General features: G+C 61.7%; 19 protein-coding genes. 5 read left to right on the top strand and 14 right to left on the bottom strand.

Going from position 1 to position 15600, the window contains the following annotated elements; genetic code table 11:
• Positions 1 to 5: 5 nt before the first annotated feature.
• Positions 6 to 476, top strand: coding sequence for a hypothetical protein (locus AAZU54_RS19580; protein ID WP_186555768.1), 471 nt, complete (start codon positions 6 to 8; stop codon positions 474 to 476).
• Positions 473 to 688 carry a hypothetical protein gene (locus AAZU54_RS19575; protein WP_312155140.1) on the top strand — a complete coding sequence of 72 codons (216 nt, stop codon included), beginning with the start codon at positions 473 to 475 and terminating at the stop codon, positions 686 to 688. The genes AAZU54_RS19580 and AAZU54_RS19575 overlap by 4 nt, the downstream gene beginning before the upstream one ends.
• A gap of 22 nt (positions 689 to 710) precedes the next feature.
• Here AAZU54_RS19575 and AAZU54_RS19570 read toward each other — a convergent pair whose 3' ends face one another.
• The 7 genes from AAZU54_RS19570 to AAZU54_RS19540 form a co-directional block, all read right to left on the bottom strand.
• Positions 711 to 1076, bottom strand: a complete 366-nt coding sequence (locus AAZU54_RS19570; RefSeq protein WP_186555770.1) for a Na+/H+ antiporter subunit G — start codon at positions 1074 to 1076, stop codon at positions 711 to 713.
• Positions 1073 to 1351, bottom strand: coding sequence for a K+/H+ antiporter subunit F (locus tag AAZU54_RS19565; protein ID WP_186555771.1), 279 nt, complete (start codon positions 1349 to 1351; stop codon positions 1073 to 1075). Before AAZU54_RS19565 ends, AAZU54_RS19570 begins: the two co-directional genes overlap by 4 nt.
• On the bottom strand, positions 1348 to 1836 hold the full coding sequence (locus tag AAZU54_RS19560; RefSeq protein ID WP_186555772.1) for a Na+/H+ antiporter subunit E: 489 nt from the start codon (positions 1834 to 1836) through the stop codon (positions 1348 to 1350). Before AAZU54_RS19560 ends, AAZU54_RS19565 begins: the two co-directional genes overlap by 4 nt.
• A complete protein-coding gene (locus AAZU54_RS19555) occupies positions 1833 to 3509 on the bottom strand; it encodes a monovalent cation/H+ antiporter subunit D (protein ID WP_405129258.1) in 1677 nt (558 codons plus the stop codon). The genes AAZU54_RS19560 and AAZU54_RS19555 overlap by 4 nt, the downstream gene beginning before the upstream one ends.
• Positions 3506 to 3850, bottom strand: coding sequence for a Na+/H+ antiporter subunit C (locus AAZU54_RS19550; protein WP_186555774.1), 345 nt, complete (start codon positions 3848 to 3850; stop codon positions 3506 to 3508). Before AAZU54_RS19550 ends, AAZU54_RS19555 begins: the two co-directional genes overlap by 4 nt.
• Positions 3850 to 6780, bottom strand: a complete 2931-nt coding sequence (locus tag AAZU54_RS19545; protein WP_186555775.1) for a monovalent cation/H+ antiporter subunit A — start codon at positions 6778 to 6780, stop codon at positions 3850 to 3852. The genes AAZU54_RS19550 and AAZU54_RS19545 overlap by 1 nt, the downstream gene beginning before the upstream one ends.
• Positions 6781 to 6929: 149 nt before the next feature.
• Entirely contained in the window at positions 6930 to 7889 is a 960-nt protein-coding gene (locus tag AAZU54_RS19540) for a DMT family transporter (protein WP_434727536.1), read from the bottom strand.
• Positions 7890 to 7972: 83 nt separating this feature from the next.
• Between AAZU54_RS19540 and AAZU54_RS19535 the strand changes: the two genes are divergently transcribed.
• Positions 7973 to 8536 carry a helix-turn-helix domain-containing protein gene (locus AAZU54_RS19535; protein ID WP_434727535.1) on the top strand — a complete coding sequence of 188 codons (564 nt, stop codon included), beginning with the start codon at positions 7973 to 7975 and terminating at the stop codon, positions 8534 to 8536.
• Positions 8537 to 8539: 3 nt separating this feature from the next.
• Here the strand turns inward: AAZU54_RS19535 and AAZU54_RS19530 are convergent, their stop codons facing one another.
• A complete protein-coding gene (locus AAZU54_RS19530) occupies positions 8540 to 9097 on the bottom strand; it encodes a cysteine hydrolase family protein (RefSeq protein ID WP_186555778.1) in 558 nt (185 codons plus the stop codon).
• 33 nt (positions 9098 to 9130) lie between these two features.
• Positions 9131 to 9601 carry a redox-sensitive transcriptional activator SoxR gene (gene soxR / locus AAZU54_RS19525; protein WP_186555779.1) on the bottom strand — a complete coding sequence of 157 codons (471 nt, stop codon included), beginning with the start codon at positions 9599 to 9601 and terminating at the stop codon, positions 9131 to 9133.
• A gap of 86 nt (positions 9602 to 9687) precedes the next feature.
• Between soxR and AAZU54_RS19520 the strand changes: the two genes are divergently transcribed.
• Positions 9688 to 10068 (top strand): antibiotic biosynthesis monooxygenase, encoded by a 381-nt coding sequence (locus AAZU54_RS19520; protein ID WP_186555780.1) that lies wholly within the window; start codon positions 9688 to 9690, stop codon positions 10066 to 10068.
• On the opposite strand, the gene AAZU54_RS19515 is transcribed toward AAZU54_RS19520, so the two are convergent.
• Entirely contained in the window at positions 10047 to 10817 is a 771-nt protein-coding gene (locus tag AAZU54_RS19515) for an alpha/beta hydrolase family protein (RefSeq protein WP_434727534.1), read from the bottom strand. The two genes, AAZU54_RS19520 and AAZU54_RS19515, sit on opposite strands and share 22 nt — an antisense overlap.
• Complete coding sequence (locus tag AAZU54_RS19510) at positions 10801 to 11913, bottom strand: DUF3182 family protein (RefSeq protein ID WP_434727533.1); 1113 nt, start codon at positions 11911 to 11913, stop codon at positions 10801 to 10803. Before AAZU54_RS19510 ends, AAZU54_RS19515 begins: the two co-directional genes overlap by 17 nt.
• Before the next feature lie 172 nt (positions 11914 to 12085).
• Here AAZU54_RS19510 and AAZU54_RS19505 point away from each other — a divergent pair, with 172 nt between their 5' ends.
• A complete protein-coding gene (locus tag AAZU54_RS19505; protein ID WP_186555783.1) occupies positions 12086 to 13894 on the top strand; it encodes an aminopeptidase P family protein in 1809 nt (602 codons plus the stop codon).
• A 53-nt stretch (positions 13895 to 13947) separates the two neighbouring features.
• Here the strand turns inward: AAZU54_RS19505 and AAZU54_RS19500 are convergent, their stop codons facing one another.
• From AAZU54_RS19500 to AAZU54_RS19490, 3 genes are all read right to left on the bottom strand, one after another.
• Complete coding sequence (locus tag AAZU54_RS19500; protein WP_186555784.1) at positions 13948 to 14229, bottom strand: hypothetical protein; 282 nt, start codon at positions 14227 to 14229, stop codon at positions 13948 to 13950.
• A gap of 192 nt (positions 14230 to 14421) precedes the next feature.
• Positions 14422 to 15309, bottom strand: a complete 888-nt coding sequence (gene rhtA, locus AAZU54_RS19495; protein WP_186555785.1) for a threonine/homoserine exporter RhtA — start codon at positions 15307 to 15309, stop codon at positions 14422 to 14424.
• A gap of 39 nt (positions 15310 to 15348) precedes the next feature.
• Positions 15349 to 15600, bottom strand: a 252-nt coding sequence (locus AAZU54_RS19490) for a hypothetical protein (protein ID WP_434727532.1), incomplete at its 5' end; no start/stop codon positions are given.

The following is a 15600-nucleotide window of genomic DNA, read 5'->3' as shown; positions in this document are numbered from 1 at the left end:
CTTCATTGGCAGTCAGTACACTCGATACCCACGCATTGTTTGCCTTGGGTGATTTGCGGGCCAAGTTGGTCAAGCTGTTCCAAGGGCGGTTTGTCTATGTCACCGAGCAAAGTCCTGAAGGCCTGTACATGGCTGAGATCGACACTGAAAGCGCTCTGGTGGTCGATGACAAGCCACGCCTGGAACTCAAGGTTGGTGATCACTTTCGCGCGGCAGTATTGCCCAGTCGTGAGGGTGGCAAGCTGGAACTGCGTTTTCGTGAAATCAAGCTCAATGTCTATGGCCAGGGCGACTATGCCTTTGTCTCGGTCCCGGAAGGTGATGGCATCGTGTTCCGCAACGGTCACGGGGTAATGCTGGTGTTCGCCGCACAGCAGCAAGTGCAGGAAGGCCTGGGCAAGATGCTCAAAGCGGTAACCGGCAAAGTTGCCAAATGGCGCAAGGGCGAACTCACCACGTTCAAGGCTAGCGAGTGAGCACTGAAGGCCCGCCTGCTGGACGGGCGCAGTTTCACACTCAGCATCAAGCCCGCGCTACGGCGCAAGCCGAGCAACTGTTGGCGCGCAAAGATGAGCTGGGCGGTGCCTGGTTAGGCTGGGTGGCGGGTGAGCTGTACCGGCTCAACCCCGCGCCGTATGCCGCGATGGTGCGACGTGAGCTAGAGAGGCTGAGCCAGGATCCAGGCTAGTGGGTGCGTAGCTGAGGCCGGTTCAGTTGCCGCGATCGCGGCCGCTGCTGACTTCTTCTGGCACCGATTCCCCCGACATGCGCTTGCGAAACAAGGCCGCTCTGGCGAGCAGCAGTGTGGTCACCGGCACGGTGATCGACAGCAAGATTGGAATCAGCCAGGCATGCAGCACCGGCCCTTGCTTGACCCATGAAAAATACACGATCGACGCCAGGCTGACGCACCAGGCGCCGATGGTCGAAGCCAGCGCGGGCGGGTGCATGCGTTGGAAGTAGTCTTTCATGCGCACCAGCCCCAGGGCACCGATCAGGGCGAACAGGCTGGCGGTCAGCAGCAGGGCGGCAGTGACCAGCTCCAGCCACAATGGCAGTTCAAGGGCTTCGGTCATTCGATCACCTCACCGCGCAAGAGAAATTTGGCCAGGGCGAAAGAGCCGACGAAGCCGAACAGGGCGATTAGTAGTGCGCCCTCGAAATAGGTATCACTGGCGTAGCGAATGCCCAGTACCAGCATCATCAGCATGGCCAGGATGTACAGGTAGTCCAGCGCCAGCACCCGGTCCTGGGCGGACGGGCCGCGAAACAGCCTGACCAGCGCCAGGGCCATGGCGATGGCGAAGATGAACAGGCTGGCGAGAATGGCGTTGGCGAGCAGGCCTGTCATTCGAAAATCTCCATCAGCGGGCGTTCATAGGTGTGCTTGAAGTGTTCGATGAAGTCCGCTTCGTCGTCCAGGTCGAACACATGCAGCAGCAGGACACTGCGGTCCAGCGCCAGCTCCGACCAAACGGTACCGGGGACCACCGTGGTGATCATCGATAAGGCCGCCAGGCCGTGGGCATCGCGCAAGGCCAAGGGAATGTGGACGAACGCCGAGCGTGGCGGACGGCTGCCGGCACGCAGCACGCTACGCGCTACCAGCAGGTTCGAAATGATCACATCCAGGCCAACGCGGCCGATCAGCTTGGCGATCACCCACGGCCTGCGCACGTGTGCGTGCTGAGGGCGCAACGGCGCCATCAGGATCGGCGCGAGAATGCCCAGCAGAGCGCCCAGTAGCAGATTGCCAGGGCTCAGTGACAGGTTCAGCAGCAGCCACAGAACGAACAGTGCAACGGACAGCAGCGGTGCGGGAAAGACTCGGCTCATGGCTGCACCTGTACGTCAAAGGTGGTGGGGCCTGGGACCGGCCGGGTAGCCATCACCGCTTCGATATAGGCATCAGGCGCTTGCAGGCTCGCGGCGGTATCCTGGGTGTAACGCAGCAGTGGCTCGGCCCTGAAGCTCAAGATGATGCACAAGCCGAGCAGGATCACGATCGGCAGGCACTCATAGCGTCGCAGCAGTGGCGAAGGGCGCTCTTCAGGCTTCCAGAAGCGCTGGATACCGACACGGCCGAAGGCGATCAGCGAGGCCATGCCCGACAAGATCAACAGCGTTACCAGCGTCCAGCCGGCGGCGGACAACGGCTGCTCGGGGGCGGTGCCCAGGCCGAGCGGATTGAACAGCGCGCTGATCAGGCCCAGTTTGCCAATAAAGCCAGACAGCGGCGGCATGCCAATGATCAGCAAGGCGCAGGCAATGAAACTCAAGCCCAGGAAGGCCATGGTCCAGGGGATGATCTGGCCGATCACCGCCTTCTGCTCGTCGTCCAGGTTGATGCCCTTGGGCGGGTGCAGTGACTCCAACGGCGAAGGCATGCCTTCGTCATCATCCAGCGGTGCTTCATTGGCCGAGCGCGAACGTTCGACCAGCTCGGCCAGCAAGAACAGCGCGCACAGTGCCAGGGTCGAGCTGACCAGGTAGAACAGCGCGCTGCCGGTGAGGATCGGCTGGCCAAAGCCCACTGCGGCCATCAGCGTGCCGGCCGAAACCAGAATGCTCAGTGCTGCCATGCGCTCCAGGCGCTGGGCAGCGAGAATGCACACTGCCGCCACTGCCAGGGTCGCCAGGCCGCCGTAGATCAGCCATTGCCCACCAAAATGCGCCGAAGCACCGGCCTGGCCGGAAAACAGCAACGTCCATAGTCGCAGCACTGCGTACAGGCCAACCTTGGTCATGATTGCGAACAGCGCCGCCACCGGCGCGCTGGCCGAGGCATAAGCGGGCACCAGCCAGAAGTTCAGCGGCCAGATACCGGCCTTGGCCAGGAACGCCATCGCCAGGATCGCCGCGCCCGCATGCAGCAGGCCCCGGTCAGCCTCCGGTACCAGGGGGATCTTCAACGCCAGGTCGGCCATGTTTAGCGTGCCGGTGACCCCATACAGCATGGCTGCGCCGACCAGAAACAGCGAGGAAGCGAACAGGTTGATCGCGATGTAATGCAGCCCTGCCTTGACCCGTGCGCGCCCCGAGCCGTGCAGCAGCAAGCCGTAAGAGGCCGCCAGCAACACTTCGAAGAACACGAACAGGTTGAACAGGTCGGCGGTCAAGAAGGCCCCATACAAGCCCATCAGCTGGATCTGGAACAGCGCATGGAAGCTGGCCCCGGCGCCATCCCAACGGGCGCGGGCGAACAGCAGCGCACTGACTCCGACGATACCGGTGAGGGTCAGCATCAGCGCCGAGAGGTGATCGACTACCAGTACGATGCCAAAGGGCGCCGGCCAGTTGCCGGGCAGGTACACGCCAATCGACTCGGCCTGACCTTGAGTGCGCACCCAGGTGAGCAGGGTGATGGCAATCGCCAGGCCAATGATGCTCGACAGCAGGTTCAGATGGCCCTTGAGGCGCCGACGTTTCTCACCGAGCAACAGCATTAGCGAGGCAGTCACCAGCGGTAGCAGGATCGGCGCGATGATCAGTTGATTCATCCAGCTCATTCGTCACGCTCCCGGCCATCGACGTGGTCGGTGCCGGTCAGGCCGCGCGAGGCCAGCAGCACTACCAGGAACAGTGCAGTCATGGCAAAGCTGATGACGATCGCGGTGAGCACCAGTGCCTGGGGCAGCGGGTCGGTGTAGTTGAGCAGGTCTTGCGGTACGCCATCCTTGATGATCGGCTCCTTACCGATGAACAGGCTGCCCATGCTGAAGATGAACAGGTTGACCCCATAGGAGAGCAGGCACAGGCCCATGATCACCTGGTAGGTCCGTGGACGCAGGATCAGCCAGACGCCGGAGGCGGCCAGGACACCGATGGCTACTGCTATGACTTCTTCCATCAGGCGGCTCCTGCTTGGCTGGATTGCTGTGGGTTGGTTCTCTGCGGGCTGCTGGGGCGATAGGCGCGGACCGATTGGTGCGCCAGCGCGGTCAGGATCAGCAGGGTCGAGCCCACCACCACGGTGTATACGCCGATGTCGAAGAACAGCGCGCTGGCCACGTGAACATCACCCAGCAAAGGCAGGTGCAGGTGGGCGGTATGGGTGGTCAGGAACGGGTAGCCCAGCAGCATCGCGCCGGCACCGGTCAGGGTCGCGCAAAGCAGGCCGGTGCCCATCCAGCGCAGCGGTCGCAGGCTCATCTGCGCCTCGACCCATTGGGTGCCGGCGACCATGTACTGCAGGATGAACGCCACCGACATCACCAAGCCGGCGACGAAGCCGCCTCCCGGTTGGTTGTGACCGCGCATGAACAGGTACATCGACACCAGCAGGGCGATTGGCAGCAGCAGGCGCACCAGCGCAGCCGGGACCATCATGAAGCCCAGAGCGGTATCGGTGGCGTGCCGCGGGTTGATCAGGTCGGTGACCACGTCCGGCGCCAATTGGCGTTGCTGGGCAGGCAACTGCATGCTCTCTTTCGGCGGGCGGAAGCGACGCAGCAGGGCAAAGACGGTCAAGGCCACGGCGACCAGGACGGTGATCTCGCCGAGGGTGTCGAAACCGCGGAAGTCCACCAGCATCACATTGACCACATTGGTACCGCCGCCTTGCGGCAGGGCGCGGCTGAGGTAGAACGAGGAAATGTCGTTGGGCGTTGGCCGGGTCAGCATGGCGTAGGACAGCAGCGCCATGCCACCACCGACCAGTACCGCCAGCAGCAAGTCGCGCAGGCGCCGCAGGCGCGCGCGCTCCTGGCTGCCAGGAAGCGGCGACACTCCTTCGATCCGGCGCGGTAGCCAGCGCAGGCCAAGCAGGATCAGCACGGTGGTGACCACTTCTACTGCCAGTTGGGTCAGGGCCAGGTCAGGCGCGGAGAACCAGACAAAGGTGATGCAAGTCATCAGGCCGCAGACGCTGACCATGATCAGCGCAGCCAGACGGTGGTACTTGGCTTGCCAGGCGGCGCCGATGGCGCAGGCAATGGCAATCAGCCAAAGCGCGACGAACACTCCGGAACCTGGGATTTTCGGTCGATCACCCCAGGTCAGGCCGGTATACAGCACTGGCATGAGGCCGGCGATAAACGCCGCCAGGACCAGCATGAACAGTTGTTTTTGCAGGCGGCGGGTGGTGAGTACCCCTTCAACGCGGCGCGCCAGCAACATCAGGCGCACCAAACCGTGCTCGAACAGGCGCTTGCCATTGAAGCGCTCGATCAGCGGCGGATAAGGGAAGCGGCCCCGACGCAGTTGCTTGCGCAGCAGCAGGTAGAGCACCACACCGCCGCACATGGCGATCAGGCTCATGATCAGCGGTGCATTCCAGCCATGCCAGATCGCCAGGCTGTATTCCGGCAAGGTACCGCCGACCACTGGCAACGCTGCCGCAGCGAGCAGCGGACCAACCGATTGAGCGGGAAAGATGCCCACCACCAGGCAGGTCAGCACCAGCAGTTCGACCGGCGCGCGCATCCAGCGCGGGGGTTCGTGCGGAGTATGCGGCAGGTCTTGGGCAGTTGGGCCGAAAAACACATCGACGGTGAAGCGCAGCGCATAGGCGACGCTGAAGGTGCCAGCCAGGGTGGCGATCACAGGCAGGGCGGCCTCGACCCAGGCGGTGGAACTGATGAACACGGTTTCGGCGAAGAACATTTCCTTGGAAAGGAAGCCGTTCATCAGCGGTACGCCTGCCATCGAGGCGCTGGCGACCATGGCCAGGGTGGCGGTGTACGGCACCAGCCGGATCAGCCCGCTGAGGCGACGAATGTCACGGGTGCCGCTTTCGTGGTCGATGATCCCGGCCGCCATGAACAGCGACGCCTTGAAGGTGGCGTGGTTGAGGATATGGAACACGGCGGCGACTGCGGCCAGTGGGCTGTTCAAACCCAATAGCAGGGTAATCAGGCCCAAGTGACTGATGGTCGAGTAGGCCAGCAAGCCTTTGAGGTCGTTCTGAAACATCGCGGCAAAGGCGCCCAGCAGCAGGGTGATCGCCCCAGCGCCGCCGACGATCCAGAACCATTCTTCGCTACCCGCCAGGGTTGGCCACAGCCGGGCCAATAGGAATACCCCCGCCTTGACCATGGTGGCCGAGTGCAGATAGGCCGATACCGGGGTGGGTGCTGCCATGGCATGTGGCAGCCAGAACTGGAAGGGGAACTGCGCACTTTTGCTCAGCGCGCCAATCAGGATCAGCGGCAGCAACACCGGATACAGGGCGTGCTGCCGTACCGCCTCGCCGGAGGCGAGGACCTTGTCCAGGTCATAGCTGCCGACCACATGGCCAAGCAGCAGGGCCCCTACCAACAGGCACAGCCCGCCCGCGCCGGTGACCATCAACGCCATGTAGGCGCCGCGGCGGGCGTCGGCGCGGTGGTGCCAGTAGCCGATCAGCAAGAACGAGAACAGGCTGGTCAGCTCCCAGAAGAACACCAGCTGGATTAGATTGCCAGAGATCACCAGGCCGAGCATTGCGCCCATGAAGGCCAGGAAAAACGCGAAGAAACGCGGCACCGGATCTTGCGGCGACATGTAGTAACGGGCGTACAGTGACACCAGCGTGCCGATGCCCAGTACCAGCAGCGAGAACAGCCAGGCAAAGCCGTCCATGCGCAGCACCAGGTTCAAGCCCAGGCTAGGCAACCAGAGAAATTCTTCGCGAATCACCCCGCCGTCGGCAATTTGCGGGTACATCAGTGCCACCTGGACGGTGCCGACCAACGCCACAAGCCCGGCGAGAATGGACTCGGCATTTCGCGCGTTGTGCGGCAGGACGGCTGCCAGGCAACTGCCCAGGAACGGCAGAAGCAATAGCACTATCAATGACATAGCGACCTAATCTGGAGAAGTTTCCAAGGATAATACGTGCCGGGAAGGTGATCACCAACACGCAAGCTGTCGCAGAATCATACAAAAGGGGTGTGACACGCTGTTTTTTTATAACAGTTTTTTTCAAAGCATAGCTGCTGTTTGCCGCTTTATTGTCCTGTTTCGCGTTCGCCTTGGGCTTGATGCAGGTCTTCGGCTTGCTGCTGCACTGGGTCGCGCGTGCGGCGTATTTTTAGCTCACTGACGATAACCGCGACCACGATCAGCAGGCCGCCGAGCAACGCTACGCCCGGGAGCCGCTCGCCGGCAAGGCGTCCGACTATCCCGGCCCAGACCGGCTCACCTGCGTAGATCAGGGTTGCCCGGGTGGGCGAAACCGATTTCTGTGCCCAGTTCATCGCCACCTGGATGATCGCACTCATCAAGCCCAGCCCAAGCGCGCTGGTCAGCAACAGCCAGGAGAAGTCCGGCAGTTGTTCTTGGGTCGGCACGATCATCAGGAACGACAAGGCCGAGGCGGTAGCCAGTTGCACCACGGTGACCCGGCGCACGTCGACTTGGCCGGCGTATCGACTGATCAGGATGATTTCACCGGCAATCGCTACCGCGCTGACCAGCGTTACCAGTTCGCCTTCGCTGAAGTGCAGGCTGCCACCGGTGGGGCCGGCGAGCAGCATCAGCCCCACAAACGCCAGGCAGATACCAATGCTTGGCATCAGTCCAGGGCGACGGCCCAGCACCAGCCATTGGAGCAGCGGCACGAACGGCACGTAAAGGGCCGTGATGAACGCCGATTGACTGCTGCTGATGGTCTGCAGGCCCATGGTCTGCAAACCGTAGCCGAGCATGATCGTCACCCCGATCAGCCCCCCGGCCTTGAGCTCGGTGAAGGTCAGCCCTGACAGTGCGCGCGCCGACACCAGCCCAACGAACAAGGCGGCCGCAGCAAAACGCAGGCCGACGAAGAACATCGGCCCGCTGACGGTCATGACGTTGTGCACGATCAGGAAGGTGCCGCCCCACAGCATGGTGATGAACACCAGCACCAACTCGGCTTTACTCAGGCGCAAGGAAACGCAGGTGTGTGGGCTGCTGGGGGCTTGGCTCATGGTCTTGCACACTCGGCGGAGGCGGCGCACAATCGCCGCAAAGTGGGCAGTATACTGCGCAACCTAGATGAGTGAGCAATATAGTGCACAAAAATTCTGCGCACCGAGCCTCGGTGTTACAGCATGTCAGTCAGAATGTTCGTCAACTGCGCGCTGCTGCTAGCTTGAGCCAGGCCGCCTTGGCTGAGCGTTCCGGGGTCAGTCGGCGGATGCTGGTGGCTATCGAGGCGGGTGAAAAGAACGTCAGCCTGACCACCTTGGATCTGATCGCCGAAGCCCTTGGGGTGGCCTTCAGCACTTTGATCCAGGCGCCGGACAAGCGCGACCCAAGCCGAATCGACGAGTTGGCCTGGGCCGGCGAGCGTGCCGGTAGCAAAGCCGTGTTGCTCGGCACCAGCCCCGCCCGGCGCGAGGTCGAACTGTGGGAATGGACCTTGGCCCCAGGCGAATGCTACGCCAGCGAAGCCGACGCCCAGGGCTGGAGCGAGCAGATCTACGTCGCCGAGGGCCGTCTGACCTTGATCATCGAAGGGCAGGTCCACGTGCTTGGCGCGGGTGACTTCCATGTCTTTCCCAGCGACTGCACCTATGCCTACCGCAACGAAGGTGACGTACCTGTGCGCTTCGTGCGCAATGTGGTGATCTGAGGTTTAGCGTTGGTAGCTGTCCAGCAGCTTGTCGGTACTTTCGACCTCGGCATAGGCAAATGCCAAGGCGGCCATCGCCGCTGCGTGGACCTGCGCCGCAGGCACTTGCTGGTCGGTGAAGTCCAGGGGCAGGGTGGCGCAGGCATCGTGGGCGACTGAGACTTGGTAGCCGAAATCAGCCGCAGCGCGGGTGGCGGCGTCGATACACATGTGGCTCATGCTGCCGACAATGGTCAGTTTGTCGATACCACGTTGATCCAACACGGCCTTGAGGTTGGTATCGCGAAAAGCATTTACCTGGTGCTTGAGCACCACCGGCTCGCCTTCGAGCGGGGTCACTTTGTGATGTATCTGCGCCCCTTCGGATGCGGGAGTGAAAAACGGTGCGTCGGCAGATTCGAACTCATGACGTACATGCACCACCAGGTCACCGCGCTCGCGGGCGGCGGCCAGCAGCCGGGCGGCATTGTCAGCTGCCGCGTCGGCGCCTTCCAAGGTCCATTTGCCCCCTGCGAAGTAATCGTTCTGGATATCGATGATGATTAAAGCCTGGTTGCTCATTGCTGCCTCCTGTGGGGTCTTGGCGAATGTCAGTCAAGCGTAGTCGTTTGCCACGGGCAGGTGAGGACCGGGGCCTTCCTCGGCCATACGATCATGGTGATTGCGCAGCGGGCACTCCTTGAGTGACATGCAGCCGCAACCAATGCAGCCATCGAGCTGGTCGCGCAGCAGGGTCAGCGCTTCGATGCGCTGGTCCAGGTCTTGGCGCCAGCGTGCGGACAGTCGCTGCCAGTCTTCGGCGCTGGGGGTGTGGTCTTGTGGCAGGCTGGCCAAGGCCTGGGCGATGTCGGCCAGCGGGATGCCCAAGCGCTGGGCCATTTTGATCACCGCAACCCGGCGCAGCATCGCCCGTGGATAGCGGCGCTGATTGCCCGCATTACGAGTGCTGTGGATCAAGCCTTTGGTTTCGTAGAAGTGCAGGGCGGTGACCGCTACCCCGCTGCGACTGGCGAGCTGGCCGACGCTGAGCAGGCGTTCTTCGCTGTTGGGCGATTTGCTCGGCATGAAAATAGTCCTTGACCTTGAGTTAACTGGAGGTTTTACCCTGCCGGCCATCATTGCTGCAAGTATCCGCTACAAGGAGACAGCCCATGACGGCAAACCCTAATGCCCTGTGGTTCACCCAGATGATCGAATACGAAGTGCCAGCGGCGCGTCAGGCCGCACTGGCTCAAGCGTTGGTGCTGCGCAGTGAGCAGCTGGCCTCGCGCTGCGAAGGCTTGCTGGGTGTGAGCATCCAGGCCAGCGACGATGGCAGCCGCGTGCTGCAATACCTGCAATGGCAATCGCGTTATGAATGGGCTGCGGCAAGCGCGTGCTTTGTCGAGGAGCCGTTCCTTGACCTGCTCTGCCAGCATCAGGCCAAGGGGGTGAATTTCGCGGCTTATCAGACCTTGCGCAGTCTGGTGCGCGGCGCCGATGGCGGCTTGCACTGCGAGGTTGGCGAGCCTCAGGCGTACCAGGGCGCGTAATGCGGGTAGCGGTCCAGGCGCGCGCCGATGACCATTTCGCTGATCCATGCAGCGAGGATCGCGCTGTAGGCCTTCTGGCTTTCCTCACTGGACAACGCATGGTCGGCGCCATCGACAGTGCGATGGGTCAGGGAGTGGGCGCTGACGAACGCTGAGCGGTAGCTCATCAAGGTGCTGTGTGGGACATAGTCGTCCTGCTCGGACTCAACCAACAGCACGTCGCCGGCAAACTCCGCGCAGGCGGCCAGGGCACGGTTGTCGGCCGGGCCTAGGCTGCGTTGGCGGTAGGCATTCAGGCGCTGGCGGTCGAGCGCCTGCTTGGGGATGTTGAACTCATCGTCCCAGTACAGCGCCGGCACGCGCATGGCCAGCCATTTCACTGGGCGCTGCAAGGTCAGTAGGGTCGCCAGGTAGCCGCCGTAACTGCTGCCGATGATGGCAATTGCGCCAGGGTCAACTGCAGGATGGCTGACCAGCCGATCATAGGCGGCCAACAGGTCATCCAGGTTTTGCTCGCGGGTGACGGTCAGGCGCTGGCTTTCGGTTTTTTCATGGCCGCGCAGATCAAAGGTCATGCAGACGCAACCTAAGCCGGTGATCTGCCGCGCCCGGGCCAGGTCGCGCTGCTGGCTGCCACCCCAGCCGTGGACGAACAGAATGCCTGGCATCTTGCTGCCAGGGCTGACCAAGGTTCCGGCGATGGTTTCGCCTTGGACCTGCAATTCGACGGTCTCACTCTGAATGGTCATGCTCGCGGATCCGTGCGTATTTGCTGAATTGTCCGAGTTCACTGTCGTTCCCCTGATAGAAGAGAGTGGCGTCTGCGGGCAGCGTCGTGGTGCCGAACACTTCGTGACTCGAGGCTTGCACCCGTTGCAGGGTCGGGTCATCGGCGAACGCCCGCAAGGCCAGTACTTCGGCACTGCTGGCGCCGCCTAGTCGCCAGGATTGTTCGAGCACACCGCTGCGCATATGGTTGTGCTGATCCAGCCCGCGCGCGATGTCGTAATTGCGCCGCGAGGCAAGAAAGCCTGGGAAGTGCTGCTCAGCGGCTTGTTCATAGGCCATGGCTTGATTGACTGCCAAGCGAACCGGGTCTTCCAGTGGCAATTGCAGCAGGGCCTGGTAGTCACCCCGTACCACCAGCAGATCCGATCCGCCGTATACCTCGATACCTTGGTGGTCATGGGTCAGGCGCTGGGTGCCGTGATAGCTGCAGGTCAAGCCGGCCACTCGCACCTGGCCGACGCTGAAGGTTTGCACATCAGTGAGATTTTCCTCCAGGACCAGTCCGCAAAGGCTCAATGTCTGGTCATCCATTTCAGCCAGTAACGGTTCCAGCTGATCGATCTGTTCGATGACTTGCTGGCCACGACCTGCGGTTGCCAACACGGGCTTGATCCGCACCGCCCCCTCAGGTAGCAGCAGCTGCGCCGCACGCCGGGCGTCGTCCTTGCTGAACACGGTATAACCCTTGAGCAGCGCATCACTGGCCTGCTGGGCGAAGGCGTCGGTCCAGCCCGGTGGAAAACTGCCATTGGCGGGCAACGGATGGGAGATCGCCTTGGTAGCTATATAAGGATGGCTGACCATGCCGCCGAACAGGTCCTGCTCGCTGTTGATACCCATACCGCGGTAGCGCTGCGGATCGATCAGGGTTTCGGTAGGGAGGTAGTAGTAGCGATCAGCTGCGGTTGGTGGCTGATCAGGCTGTGTACAGTTTATGCCCAGCAGCTTGGCCAGGTGCTCGGCCAGCTGCAGATGGGTGGCGTGCTCGTGCTCAGGGGTGTGCTCGCGGGTGTCGAGCAGTACTACGGCGCTGTGCGGTTGTGGAGAACAGGGCATGTGCAATCTCGTCCGCTGGGCGTGTATGAAATGTGAAGCCGCAGCGGCGGCGAAGTTCAGCAAGATTGATCGACGGTGGCGGGGATAACGGCATCGTGCCGATTGCGGCGAGCTGGCAGCTGTTCCATTATCGAGGCCATTGAATGTCGAAGAAGTTATCGCAGGAGTGCGCATGAACAGTCAGTCCCCGATTCAGCAAAGCGTGCCAGCGCGCCTCGCACGCCTGCGTGAGGTCATGGCCAAGGAAGGGGTGGACGCCTTGCTGGTGCCTTCTGCCGATCCGCATCTGTCGGAATATCTGCCGGGCCATTGGCAAGGGCGCGAGTGGTTGTCCGGTTTTCATGGATCGGTCGGGACCCTGGTAGTAATGGCGGATTTCGCCGGGCTGTGGGTCGACAGCCGCTATTGGGAGCAGGCGCAGAACGAGCTCGCCGGCAGTGGTATCGAACTGATGAAAATGCTGCCCGGCCGGCCTGGCGCGTTGGAGTGGCTAGGGGAAAACATTAAGCAGCAAGGCTGCGTGGCAGTGGATGGTGCGGTGCTGGCGCTGAGTGCTTCTCGCCAATTGGCGCAGAACCTTCAAGCGCGAGGGGCGCAGCTCAAGACCGACAAGGACCTGCTTGAGCACGTGTGGGAGGGCCGCCCGGCGCTGCCTGGCAATCCTGTCTATCAGCACTTGCCACCGCATGCCACGGTCAATCGCGCGCAGAAGCTGGCGGATCTGCGCCAGACCATGCGGGATAAGGGCGCGCACTGGCACTTCATTGCCACCCTTGACGACATTGCCTGGTTGTTCAACCTGCGCGGTAGCGATGTTTCCTACAATCCGGTGTTCGTCTCCTTTGCCTTGATCAGCCAGGAGCAGGCGACGTTGTTCGTCGGGCTGGAGAAGATTGATCCGCATCTGCGTCAGGTGTTGTCGGTCGACGGCATTGAAGTGCTGGGCTATGAGCAGATCGGGGCGGCGTTGGCGGCTATCGGCAAAGGCAGCCGGCTGCTGGTCGATCCGACGCGAGTTACCTGCGGGTTGCTGGATAAGCTCGATGCGCAGGTGTCATTGCTTGAAGGGGTCAACCCGACGACCTTGAGCAAGTCTCGCAAGGGCGAGCAGGACCTGGTGCATATCCGCAAGGCCATGGAGCAGGATGGTGCTGCACTCTGCGAGTTCTTCGCCTGGTTCGAAGCGACCCTGGGCAAGGAACCCATTACCGAACTGACTATCGATGAGCGCCTGACCGCCGCCCGTGCCCGGCGACCAGACTTTGTCTCACTGAGTTTCTCCACCATCGCTGCGTTCAATGGCAATGGGGCGATGCCGCACTACCGCGCCACCGAGCAATCGCATGCGCTGATCGAAGGTGATGGCTTGCTGCTGATCGATTCGGGCGGCCAGTATCTGGGGGGCACCACTGACATTACGCGGATGGTGCCGATTGGTAGTCCGACTATTGAGCAGCGCCAGGATTGCACGCGGGTGCTCAAGGGCATGATCGCGCTGTCGCGGGCGACCTTCCCGCGCGGTATCCTCTCGCCGCTGCTCGATGCCATCGCCCGCGCGCCGATTTGGGCTGACCAGGTCGACTATGGTCATGGCACCGGCCATGGTGTGGGCTATTTCATGAATGTGCATGAGGGGCCGCAGGTCATCGCCTACCAGGCGGCGACCACGCCACAAACCGCGATGCAGGCGGGCATGATCAGCTCGATCGAGCCGGGAACCTATCGGCCAGGTGAGTGGGGCGTGCGGATCGAGAACCTGGTGGTCAATCGCGAGGTGGGCAAAAGCGCCTTTGGCGATTTCCTGGCCTTTGAAACCTTGACCCTGTGTCCAATCGATAGCCGTTGCCTGCTGCCCGAGATGCTCAGCCAAGAGGAGCTGCGTTGGTTCAACAGCTATCACGCCGAGGTACGTGAGCGCTTGACCCCTCTATTGCAGGGTGAGGCACTGGCCTGGCTGCAGGCGCGCACCGCAGCGATCTGAGCAGCTTGCGCGTGCAATAAAAAGGGCAGCCCGTCGGCTGCCCTTTTGCGTTGCTACTTGCAGATCACGATCATGCTGCGGCTGGTGTAGCCGGCGGGGTTGATCCCGAACAAGTAGTCGCCGGGCTCTTCGTCAGTGTCACCGGAGCGGGCTATGACTTTATAGCCTCGACTGCCGCAAGAGGTGGCTGCCTTGCTGTTGCACTTTTCCCAGGAGGAGGAGAGGCCGGAGCAATTGATATGCAGTCCCTTTTTCCCCCGCTTCACCTCGGTTTTGGCGGTAGCGGCACACCCAGCAATGGCCAAGATGGCCAGGATGAGCAAAATACGTTTCATTCCTGTCCTTAAATGCAGGAGCGACCACATTGCCTGCCCCCGTCGTCATCGCGTCGATTTCTTCCTGAAATTTCCCCAGCGTCCGTGTTCGGCACAGTAGATAGCGTAAATATTATGATTTGGTGACAGCTTAATCAGCCGGGCGGATGGGTACAACCGCTAACGCCGTCTCAAATGGAAATATTTCTCATGTCAGTCGGCGGCTACCGGCGGCGTGGTTTCCTTGCGCATCGACAACGTGGCGCCAACCGATGCGGTGATGATGGCGGCGATGGCCAGCCACTGGGCAACGCTGAGTACCTCGCCCAGGAACAGCAGGCCCGACAGTGCACCGAATGCCGGCTCGATGCTCATCAAGGTACCGAAGGTGCGCGCTGGCATCCGCGTCAGGGCGACCATTTCCAGGCTGTAGGGCAGGGCGGTCGAGAGGATAGCCACGCCCAGTGCCAGGGGAATCAACGCCGGACTGAGCAAAGCGCTGCCCGCGTGCACAACGCCGATGGGGGCAACGAACAGTGCCGCGATCACTACGCCCAGGGCTGCGGTCTGAATACCATTTTCGGCTCCGGCCTTCTGTCCATAAAGGATATACAACGCCCAGCACACTCCGGCGCCAAGCGCGTAGCCGGCGCCTACCAGGTCAATGGCGCTGCCGGTTTGGCCGACCGGTATCAACAGCAGTAGGCCGACGATGGCCAATGCGATCCAGACAAAGTCGATGGCCCGGCGTGAGGCGAGAATCGCAACCGCCAAGGGCCCGGTAAACTCCAGCGCGACGGCAATGCCGAGCGGCACCGTGCGCAGCGACATATAGAAGAGGAAGTTCATTCCGCCCAAGGCCATGCCGTAGATGATCACGCTGCGCCAGGTGCTGCTGTTCATGCGTGCCCGCCAGGGGCGCAATAGAAGCAGCATGATGATGCTGGCAAATACCAGGCGCAGGGTTGTGGTGCCTTGCGCGCCGACCATGGGGAACATGCTCTTGGCTAGGGAGGCGCCGGACTGGATCGACGCCATGGCTATTAATAGCAGGCCAATGGGGAATAGGGTGGTGGCCAGGCTGCGGGGTTGAGTGCTCATGTCTAGGGGGTGATCCATGGGTGATCGTGCGGTTGAGCACTATAGTGCGCAATAGCTGCAAGGGACCGCAAGCGGCACTTTGAACATTAATTGAGGTTTATTGAAATTAAGGGTTGACGCCCTCTCAGATCCCCTTATAATGCGCCCCACTTCCAGCGTAGTTGGAGCGGAAAACTCCTTGAGTATCAACGAGTTAGATGTTTCAGGCAGTACTGGAGGTGCTTCGATCTTCTGATCGGCAGCGGTGAAAAAGGTAGTTGACAGCAGCTTGTAACGCTGTAGAATTCGCCT

The sequence above is a fragment of the Pseudomonas sp. Je.1.5.c genome, assembly GCF_051129895.1.
Lineage (GTDB): Bacteria > Pseudomonadota > Gammaproteobacteria > Pseudomonadales > Pseudomonadaceae > Aquipseudomonas > Aquipseudomonas urmiensis.
The sequence above is the reverse complement of the archived record's forward strand: the minus strand, read 5'-3'. Positions and strand labels throughout refer to the sequence as shown.

Coding starts and splice junctions, on each gene's coding strand:
- AAZU54_RS19550 (WP_186555774.1), bottom strand. CDS start 3,850: ATGGAAGAAGTCATAGCAGTAGCCATCGGTGTCCTGGCCGCCTCCGGC.
- AAZU54_RS19565 (WP_186555771.1), bottom strand. CDS start 1,351: ATGACAGGCCTGCTCGCCAACGCCATTCTCGCCAGCCTGTTCATCTTC.
- AAZU54_RS19530 (WP_186555778.1), bottom strand. CDS start 9,097: ATGAGCAACCAGGCTTTAATCATCATCGATATCCAGAACGATTACTTC.
- AAZU54_RS19500 (WP_186555784.1), bottom strand. CDS start 14,229: ATGAAACGTATTTTGCTCATCCTGGCCATCTTGGCCATTGCTGGGTGT.
- AAZU54_RS19560 (WP_186555772.1), bottom strand. CDS start 1,836: ATGAGCCGAGTCTTTCCCGCACCGCTGCTGTCCGTTGCACTGTTCGTT.
- AAZU54_RS19520 (WP_186555780.1), top strand. CDS start 9,688: ATGACGGCAAACCCTAATGCCCTGTGGTTCACCCAGATGATCGAATAC.
- AAZU54_RS19545 (WP_186555775.1), bottom strand. CDS start 6,780: ATGTCATTGATAGTGCTATTGCTTCTGCCGTTCCTGGGCAGTTGCCTG.
- AAZU54_RS19555 (WP_405129258.1), bottom strand. CDS start 3,509: ATGAGCTGGATGAATCAACTGATCATCGCGCCGATCCTGCTACCGCTG.
- AAZU54_RS19570 (WP_186555770.1), bottom strand. CDS start 1,076: ATGACCGAAGCCCTTGAACTGCCATTGTGGCTGGAGCTGGTCACTGCC.
- soxR (WP_186555779.1), bottom strand. CDS start 9,601: ATGCCGAGCAAATCGCCCAACAGCGAAGAACGCCTGCTCAGCGTCGGC.
- AAZU54_RS19515 (WP_434727534.1), bottom strand. CDS start 10,817: ATGACCATTCAGAGTGAGACCGTCGAATTGCAGGTCCAAGGCGAAACC.
- rhtA (WP_186555785.1), bottom strand. CDS start 15,309: ATGAGCACTCAACCCCGCAGCCTGGCCACCACCCTATTCCCCATTGGC.
- AAZU54_RS19505 (WP_186555783.1), top strand. CDS start 12,086: ATGAACAGTCAGTCCCCGATTCAGCAAAGCGTGCCAGCGCGCCTCGCA.
- AAZU54_RS19540 (WP_434727536.1), bottom strand. CDS start 7,889: ATGAGCCAAGCCCCCAGCAGCCCACACACCTGCGTTTCCTTGCGCCTG.
- AAZU54_RS19510 (WP_434727533.1), bottom strand. CDS start 11,913: ATGCCCTGTTCTCCACAACCGCACAGCGCCGTAGTACTGCTCGACACC.